This window comes from Endozoicomonas sp. SESOKO3 (assembly GCF_024606255.1).
Window position 1 is genome coordinate 1 of the sequence record NZ_JAHHPR010000041.1, and the last position, 8,528, is coordinate 8,528.

Genomic DNA, 8,528 nt, shown 5'->3' on the forward strand with positions numbered 1-8,528 from the left:
GCCCAGCTGTTCGTTGACCGACAGGTAATCAATCACAGAAAAACCATCATCCGAGCTAAAGGGAAAGTAGGGAAGAATATGAAGGGTATTAATAACCCCGTTCAGATGGCCATCAAGAAATCGCTTCAAGACCTGAAGAGGAGGCTGGCCAGTGTTGTCATAGAGGGTGTCGCCATAGGTGATCAGAAAGATATCCTGTTCTGACCAGCCTGAGACTGTTTGGGGAGGATTTTCATGGAGATGATGCTGAACCCGACGGACAATTCTGGCGGCTATCTCGCCCGCTTCCTGTCCGTAAGGGAGAATCAAAAGCTGAGTCATGGCCTGATGAAAAGCATCGAAGGCTTTAGGATAACTTTGCACGATACATCTTCCCCTTTGGCAATGTTTTTTAGTGCTATGCCTTCTTTGCAGCAGGAGTCATGCCACTATGGGAGGTCGGCGGGTGGTTTTCTGAGTTGGCACGACTTCTGCTTCAAGTCTGACGAGATGGAAAACTTCTCAACAAGACGAGCAATAATATGATTAAAAAGTGTCTGTTTCCTGTAGCAGGGTATGGAACCCGCTTTCTACCTGCCACCAAGTCTATGCCCAAAGAGATGCTGCCTATTGTTGATAAACCCCTGATTCAATATGGCGTGGAAGAAGCCATGCTGGCAGGTCTGACTGACCTGGGGTTTGTGAATGGCAGAAACAAGCGAGCGATTCCTGATCATTTTGATATCAACTATGAGCTGGAAGCCGAAATAGCCGGCAGCGGCAAAGAAGAAAAACTTTCGACGATTCGCGAAGTGATGGCGGCCTGTACTTTTTCCTATACTCGTCAGAATCAGATGCAGGGTCTTGGACATGCCATTCTCTGCGGAAGAACCCTGATGGGTGACCAGCCTTTTGGTGTAGTGCTGGCCGACGACCTTTGTGTTAACGACGGTGGTCCATTAGTGATGTCGCAGCTGGTCAATCTCTACAAACAATTTCGTTGCACCATTGTGGCTGTTCAGGAAGTGCCCGAATCCGAAGTCGATAAGTATGGAGTGATTGCCGGTGAAGCCCTGAGTGATAACCTGATCCGTGTAACCGATATGGTGGAAAAACCAGACCCTTCAGAAGCACCCAGTAATCTGGCAGTGATTGGACGATATGTCCTGACGCCGGATATTTTCGACATCATTGAGCATACTGAACCCGGAATAAACGGTGAAGTGCAGTTGACTGACGCCATTCTGACTCAGGCCAGACAAGGCTGTGTCATCGCCTGTAAGTTTGAGGGTGAACGCTTTGATTGTGGCAGCGTCAGTGGTTTTGTCGAGGCCACCAATGCCATCTACCAAAAACGCCTGGACAGAGTTTAAGCCGATGTTCAACAGCAAAAAGGCGATGAAGAAGCTGGTGATATTTTCCGATCTGGATGGCACTCTGCTCGATCATGACAGCTACAGCTGGGCAGCGGCCAAACCTGCCCTGGATCGTTTGAAAAAGCAAAATATTCCGGTTGTTTTCAATACCAGCAAAACCCTCAGTGAGGTGTTGCCTCTGCAATTGGAAATGGCTCTGGATCATCCATTTATTACCGAAAATGGAATGATTACCACCATCCCGGCTAACTACTTTCAGTCGTCTGATACTGACAAGAATACCCATTACTTCCATGGACAGCCCTATAGGGCGATCCGCAGGGTGTTGAAACAGTTTCGCGAACACTATGGCTTTCGGTTCAGGGGCTTTGGTGACTGCAGTCATAGTGAAATTGCCGATCTCTCCGGGCTCAGTCTGGAGGAGGCTAAACTGGCTGCAGACCGAAAAGCCAGTGAACCTCTGATCTGGGAAGACAGTGCTCAGGCATTAGAGCTGTTTGAAAAGCAGCTTACCAAAGAGGGTCTGCACCTGACCCGGGGAGGGCGCTTCTATCATGTATCCGGCAAGGGAGATAAAGGTTCAGCGGCGAAGAAGCTTTTCAAACATTACCTGAAGAGTTTCCCTGACTGGCAGTGGTTATCCATGGGGCTGGGCGACAGCTTCAACGACCTGCCCATGCTGGAAGTAGTGGATATTCCTGTTCTTGTGCGTTCTGAAAAAAGTAAACAGCCCGCTATAGAACATCTGTCTGATATTAAATACACAAAATCAGTGGGGCCTGAAGGTTGGAATGAAGCGGTATTGGAGATTCTGAACTCTGTTCAAGAAGGTCATCAGCCGGTCTGCTCCGAACAAGACAGCTCTTTACAAGACAGCTCTTTACAAGACAGCTCTTTACAAGACAGCTCTTTACAAGAAGTCTGAGCTCAGCTGCAGAGTATGATCAAGGTGCAAAAGCGATAACGAGAAGAAGGGAAACGATTTATGGGCGATTTTTACCAGAATGGCACTATCACCAATTTCCATAATTTAAGAGTACGTTCGGTTGAGGATATGGAGCAGGAGCTGCAGGCCTTTTCTCGACAGCGCCCTATGTCTCTGGTCTTACCTTCGCTGTTCTCCGAGTTGCAGGGGCCAGCCCTGAAAAATATTGTACAGGAACTCAGTCAGGTTCCTTATCTTTCCGAGATTGTCATTGGCCTGGATAGGGCCAGCGAAAAAGAATATACCTATTCAAGAGACTTTTTTGCCCAGCTGAATCAACACCACCGTATTCTATGGCAGGATGGTCCCAGACTTCGTGACATTGACCGTCTGCTTGAAAGTAAAGGGTTAGCCCCTAAAGAGGCTGGAAAAGGAAGAAACGTCTGGTACTGCTATGGCTATGTGCTGGCTTCAGCCAAATCAGAAGCCGTAGCCCTGCACGACTGTGACATCGTGACCTACCAGAGAGATCTGCTGGCCAGACTGCTCTACCCGGTAGCCAATCCTGCGTTTAGCTATGATTTTTGCAAGGGCTATTACGCAAGAGTAGCTGACAACAAACTCAATGGCAGGGTCAGCCGTTTGCTGGTAACGCCACTCCTGCGTGCCCTGAAGAAAATTCTCGGCCCTATGGAATACCTGGAATACCTCGACAGTTTCCGTTATCCCCTGGCCGGTGAATTTTCCATGCGAACCAGTGTTTTCAATGACATCCGGATTCCCAGCGACTGGGGTCTGGAAATAGGAGTACTCTCAGAAGTTAAGAGAAACTATTCCAATAAACGACTGTGTCAGGTAGATATTGCTGATGTGTATGATCATAAACATCAGCCTCTCTCAGAAGAAGATCGTAATTCCGGTCTTTCCAAAATGAGCCACGATATCATCAAGGCCGTCTTCAGAAAGTTGGCGACCAATGGGGTTCAGTTCAATACTGAAACCTTCCGCACGATCAAAGCAACTTATTACCGGGTAGCACTGGATTTCATTGAGTCTTATTACGATGATGCGATGATGAATGGCCTGCACGTCGATCGTGATTCAGAAGAGCGAGCAGTGGAGCTCTTTGCCAGAAATATCATGGCGGCTGGGCAACACTTTCTGGAAAATCCGATGGAAAGACCCTTTATTCCCAGCTGGAACCGGGTGATGTCTGCCGTCCCTGATATTTTGGAGCGCCTCTACGATGCAGTAGAAGAAGACAATGCCTGATTAAAGTACACAGCCAGTTTCACACCGTTCCTTATTCAGCTTTTCATGTATTGACCTTCCAGTTACTGGATGGTTTAAGTTGAAAAGCTGAACCATAACCTCTTGAATCTTATGTCCATCCTACACCTGAACCTGAAACACAGGCAGAACATTGGTATGACAATGATTGCCCTGCTAATGTTTTTGCTGTTGCAGGTTTGCCTGATGGAGTCGTCACAGGCTATGGTTACAGATCACTCAGACATGTCCATGATGATGTCAGCCGATGTTGTCGGCATGGCTGACGATTTGTCCGCGGATCATGACTGTTGTACTCCTTCCCCGGCAGAACATCTGCAGAAAGCGAATCAGGTCTGTCCAGACTGCGACTCTGAGGATCACTATATCCCGTTTTCTCACCCGGACAGTAAGCCGACTTTTACCCTTCTCTATATTGTTGCAGAGTTGATCTTGCTGGACTCTGAACCGTTGCAGGACTGGATTTCTGCGCCCCCATCTTCGGTATACCGCTCCCAACCTGAGATCTATCTGGCCAATGTCTCTTTTTTGGAATAGCTATTATTAAACATCGTCGTTTAATAAGTTGAATTTTTGAAAAACTACGAAAGTAGGGGAGTGAGACAATGAAAAAGCTGAAAGCCCTGTTCCTGGGAACTGCTGTTTTAATGTCGTCTATACTGGCCAAGGCGGAGGAGTCATTGCCGACAGTCATGCTCTACAAAACCCCAGCCTGTGGCTGCTGCACAGAGTGGGCAAAACATATGGAAGAAAATGGCTTTAAGGTCATGTCCCATGATGTGCCGGGCACAGCCACCTATCGTGCCAAGGCCGGAATTCCGAAAGGAATGGAGTCTTGCCACACAGCCTTTATCGGTGATTATGCCTTTGAAGGTCATGTCCCGGCTGCGGACATCAAGCGCTTGCTGACTGAAAAGCCTGATGGTGTGAACGGTCTGACTGTTCCGGGTATGCCTATGGGGTCGCCAGGCATGGAGTACGGAGACCGCAAAGATCCTTATAAGGTGATCGGTTTCAGTAGTGATGGAAAGATGAGTGTATTTGCCACTCATTAATCATGGCACGATCCAAAGAAGCTCTTTCATGAGCTTCTTTAGGAGCGAGTTTCAGCTCTCCTTTCAACTGCTATTCTCAACTCTCAAACAAAAAACCAGACAGGACAAGTAGTATGAGCCTTGAGGCAAGAGTCACGGTATTGGAAGAACATCGGGAGCAATCGGACAAGGTGCTCGCTGGCATGGAAGGCAAAATCTCCCTGCTTCTGAGGAAACAGGAGGGGATGCAGAAAGAGATGGACGGCCGCTTTAGTGGCATGCAGAAAGAGATGGACAGCCGCTTTAATGGCATGCAGAAAGAGATGGACAGTCGCTTCAGTAAGCAAGATCAGGTGCTTGCCGGCATGAATCAGGTACTTGCTGGCATGAATCAAGTGCTTACTGGCTTTGAAGGCACAGTGGCCTTGGTTCTGAAGGAACAAGAATGGATGAAGGAGGAATTAGCTGACCATAGCAGGCGTTTTGACAAAGTTGAAGAGCTGCTGATCCAGATCGTCAACAACCTTGCCAGCAAGTAAGTAGCCTCTCGTTCCCACTCTCTTCGTGGGAACTCCCGCCTGCCATTGTCCTGGTCGTGCTTTTATGCCCTGTGGGTACCAGGCGCTTCTGTGAGATCGGTGCAAACTGAACATAAAACACCGACATTCTCATGACTTCAACTCCGATAGCTTTATGCACCATCTATATCAGGATTCGTTTCTTTTCCCTTGATCAATCGATCAATGATAGGGCAATCCGGCAGATCATCCCCATGACAGCATTGGGTGAGCTGTTGCAGGCTGTCACGAATCACCTGCAGTTGGCTGATCTTAGCCTCAACATCGACCATTTTTTTCAGAGCCAGTGATTTTACATCAGCACTTTTACGATGGTTGTCGTTGTACAGATCCAGAAGGTCCGAGCACTCTTTCAGAGTAAAGCCCAGCTCTCTGGCGTGACTGATAAAAGACAGTTCTCGTAAATGGGATTCATTATAATTACGGTAACCGTTATCGAGACGGTGGGCCGGTGAGATCAGCTTCAGACTTTCATAGTAGCGAATGGTTTTGGCGGTCAGCCCGGTGGCCTGTGCTGCTTTGGAAATATTCATGGTTCAGACCTCCCTGGCAGTTGGCTTGAACCGTCTCAGACGGTTGGCGTTACTGACGACTGTGACGGATGACAGAGCCATGGCTGCTCCTGCAACGACAGGGTTAAGCAACATCCCTGTGAAAGGGTAAAACACTCCGGCAGCAATCGGGATGCCAAGAGAGTTATAAACAAAGGCGCCGAACAGGTTCTGTTTAATGTTTCCGAGGGTTGCCCTGGAGAGCTCGACGGCATCGGCCAGTCCATGGAGTGAAGAGCGAATCAGGGTGATATCTGCCGATTCAATGGCAACATCAGTACCCGTGCCAATGGCAAAGCCAACGTCAGCGCGGGCAAGGGCCGGGGCGTCGTTTATGCCGTCACCTGTCATACCGACCCTGTGTCCTTGATCCTGCAACTCTCTGATATACCTTTCCTTGTCTTCAGGCATGGCTTCGGCCCTGAAATCATCAATGCCTACCTGTTGTGCGACGGCTGCGGCAGTCAGTGTGTTATCACCCGTCAGCATTATGACCTTGATGCCCAGCTTATGCAGTCTGTCGATAGCTGCTTTGGAGTCTTTTTTTACCGGGTCGGCGACCGCTATCAGTCCCGCCAGTTGGTTATCAACAGCCAGAAAAATGGGGGTTTTACCCTGATTAGCCAATGACTCTGATGTTGAGGTCAGAAGCATGACATCAATGCCATTGGCAGCCATGAGATTTTCATTACCCAGCAGTACCGACTTTTTTTGAACACGCCCGGTCACCCCTTGTCCGGTTACCGCATGAAAATCGGATACGGGTGAAAGTGACAACGATTTTTGTTTGGCAGAATTAACAATAGCGTCAGCCAGAGGGTGTTCCGATGCACTCTCAATACTGGCGGCTATCTGCAGAATTCTGTTCTTTTCTTCTTCGGTGTCCGCTGTAATGCAGATCTGTTCGATCACCTTGGGAACGCCTTCGGTGATGGTGCCTGTTTTATCCACCACTATGGTTGTCAATTGACTGGCCTGCTGCAAAGAGTCTCCTTTGCGAATCAGCATTCCAAGCTCAGCTGCCTTGCCGACACCGGCCATGACCGACATGGGAGTAGCCAGACCCAGGGCACAGGGGCAGGCGATAATCAGAACCGTGGTGGCTACCACCAGCGCGTGAGCCAATGTCGGCGCGGGTCCAAAAAAGAACCAGACCGAAGCTGCCAGAAGAGCAATAACCATCACAACAGGTACAAATATGGATGATATCTGATCAGCCATCCGGGCAATGGGCATCTTTGAACTTTGGGCTTTTTTTACCAGGGCAATGATATGGGCCAGAGCGGTTTCGCTGCCAACCTTTTCTGCCTTGAATAGCAAACTGCCATTTTTATTCAAGGTGCCTGCTGATACTTCGTCGTCGGGTGTTTTTTTCACAGCCAATGGTTCGCCTGTGAGCATGGATTCATCCACCAGACTGGTACCTTCAGTGACGATGCCGTCTACAGCAATTTTCTCGCCGGGTCTGACCCTGAGGATGTCGCCTTTTAAAATCTGATCTGTGGAGACATCGATTTCCTGTCCATTGCGTACGACTCTGGCCGTTTTGGCCTGAAGCCCAAGCAATCTTTTAATCGCCTGGCTGGTTTTGCCTTTCGCTCTTAACTCCAGGGCATGACCCAGATTAATAAGACCAATGATCATGGCACTGGCTTCAAAGTAAACATGGCGAGCGGCAGACGGTAGTAGGTGAGGAAACAACACGACAACCATTGAGTAAAGCCAGGCTATGCCTGTACCTATGGCAATCAGGGTATCCATATTGGTGTTGCCGTGCTTCAGAGCTTTCCACATACCGGTAAAGTAATGCTTGCCGGAGAACACCAGAATAAAAAGAGTGGCAAGGCCGACAATCCCCCAGGCAAGTTGCTGAAAGGGCGTGTTTACGCTCATTTCCCCCGTGACGACACCCCATAACATCAGGGGAATGCCCAGACCCAGAGCAATGACGGTATGTTTTAGCAGGTGCCGATACTGTTTTTTGTCTTCCTGTTCCTGCCTAAGTTGAATATCGCTGTCAGGTGTCAGCAAGGTACCCGGATACCCGGCACTTTCCAACGCCTTCAGAATGACACCAGCTTCAGGCCGACCCTGAACAGAGCAGATTTTATCGGCCAGATTGACCGACGCGCTCTCAACGCCCGGAACCTCCAGAAGAGCCGACTCAATTTTGCTGACGCAGGAGGCACAGTGAATCGTTGGTATAGAGAATTGTCGTTCAGAGTCGCCAGGCATCACTTCGGCTTCAAATCCAGCGTTTTTCAAGGCTGAAATCAGGGAGGAAGGTTCGGCACTGCCTTCGACCATGGCCGTTTTGTCTACAAAGTTAACACTGGCTGTATTCACACCAGCCACACCTTTCAGAGACTTTTCAATTTTGCCGACACAACCGGCACAGTTGACTCCGGAAAGGGCTAGCTGAATCTGTAGAGATTTCATGATGTTACTCCACGAGATTGATTTTGAGGGAAACTGTACACAGGATAACCCTTACCCTGACTGGAAGGTAAAGGATTGTTTGGGAATGTAGAGGGGCTTATCAGTCAACGACCATTCTGGAAATATCACCAAGCTCCATGCCACTCCGGGCGTAGAAGTGCTTGAGACGTTTTCGCCTGGAGTCGATCTCGGTACCGTGCCCCATAGTTCGGGCAATACGGGACAGGTTAACTGATCCCATCTGGATGAGGCCAAAAATAACCAGCGTAATAAGGTTAATACGGGATTGAGCCAGCCAAGAGAGGTTTTAAGATGCTTTGCCAGTGAATGGGTGTGTTGCACGAAAGGTGACTGCT

General features: G+C 49.0%; 9 protein-coding genes and 1 pseudogene. 6 read left to right on the plus strand and 4 right to left on the minus strand.

The features are described 5' to 3' along the window. Positions 1-363 (minus strand): annotated as a pseudogene (locus tag KDK18_RS00710) (alpha-amylase); the annotation flags it as partial. A 158-nt stretch (positions 364-521) separates the two neighbouring features. On the opposite strand from KDK18_RS00710, the gene galU reads away from it, so the two are divergent. The 6 genes from galU to KDK18_RS00740 all read left to right on the plus strand — a co-directional run bounded on the left by galU (position 522) and on the right by KDK18_RS00740 (position 5,143). Continuing rightward, positions 522-1,352, plus strand: coding sequence for a UTP--glucose-1-phosphate uridylyltransferase GalU (gene galU, locus KDK18_RS00715; RefSeq protein ID WP_257252468.1), 831 nt, complete (start codon positions 522-524; stop codon positions 1,350-1,352). Continuing rightward, complete coding sequence (locus KDK18_RS00720) at positions 1,318-2,280, plus strand: mannosyl-3-phosphoglycerate phosphatase (protein ID WP_257252470.1); 963 nt, start codon at positions 1,318-1,320, stop codon at positions 2,278-2,280. Before galU ends, KDK18_RS00720 begins: the two co-directional genes overlap by 35 nt. A 60-nt stretch (positions 2,281-2,340) precedes the next feature. Beyond that, complete coding sequence (locus KDK18_RS00725; protein ID WP_257252472.1) at positions 2,341-3,552, plus strand: glycosyl transferase; 1,212 nt, start codon at positions 2,341-2,343, stop codon at positions 3,550-3,552. Between the two features lie 111 nt (positions 3,553-3,663). After that, positions 3,664-4,107, plus strand: coding sequence for a hypothetical protein (locus KDK18_RS00730; RefSeq protein WP_257252473.1), 444 nt, complete (start codon positions 3,664-3,666; stop codon positions 4,105-4,107). Between the two features lie 68 nt (positions 4,108-4,175). Then, positions 4,176-4,625: a DUF411 domain-containing protein gene (locus KDK18_RS00735; protein ID WP_257252474.1), complete on the plus strand. Its 450-nt coding sequence runs from the start codon at positions 4,176-4,178 to the stop codon at positions 4,623-4,625. A gap of 113 nt (positions 4,626-4,738) precedes the next feature. Then, positions 4,739-5,143 (plus strand): hypothetical protein, encoded by a 405-nt coding sequence (locus tag KDK18_RS00740; protein ID WP_257252476.1) that lies wholly within the window; start codon positions 4,739-4,741, stop codon positions 5,141-5,143. 152 nt (positions 5,144-5,295) lie between these two features. Here the strand turns inward: KDK18_RS00740 and cueR are convergent, their stop codons facing one another. From cueR to KDK18_RS00755, 3 genes are all read right to left on the minus strand, one after another. After that, positions 5,296-5,715: a Cu(I)-responsive transcriptional regulator gene (cueR, locus tag KDK18_RS00745; RefSeq protein ID WP_257252478.1), complete on the minus strand. Its 420-nt coding sequence runs from the start codon at positions 5,713-5,715 to the stop codon at positions 5,296-5,298. Between the two features lie 3 nt (positions 5,716-5,718). Next, the gene (locus tag KDK18_RS00750; RefSeq protein ID WP_257252480.1) at positions 5,719-8,172 is read right to left on the minus strand and encodes a heavy metal translocating P-type ATPase; all 2,454 of its coding nucleotides are present in this window, start codon (positions 8,170-8,172) and stop codon (positions 5,719-5,721) included. Between the two features lie 100 nt (positions 8,173-8,272). Beyond that, positions 8,273-8,413: a hypothetical protein gene (locus tag KDK18_RS00755; protein WP_257252481.1), complete on the minus strand. Its 141-nt coding sequence runs from the start codon at positions 8,411-8,413 to the stop codon at positions 8,273-8,275. Between the last annotated feature and the right edge of the window lie 115 nt (positions 8,414-8,528).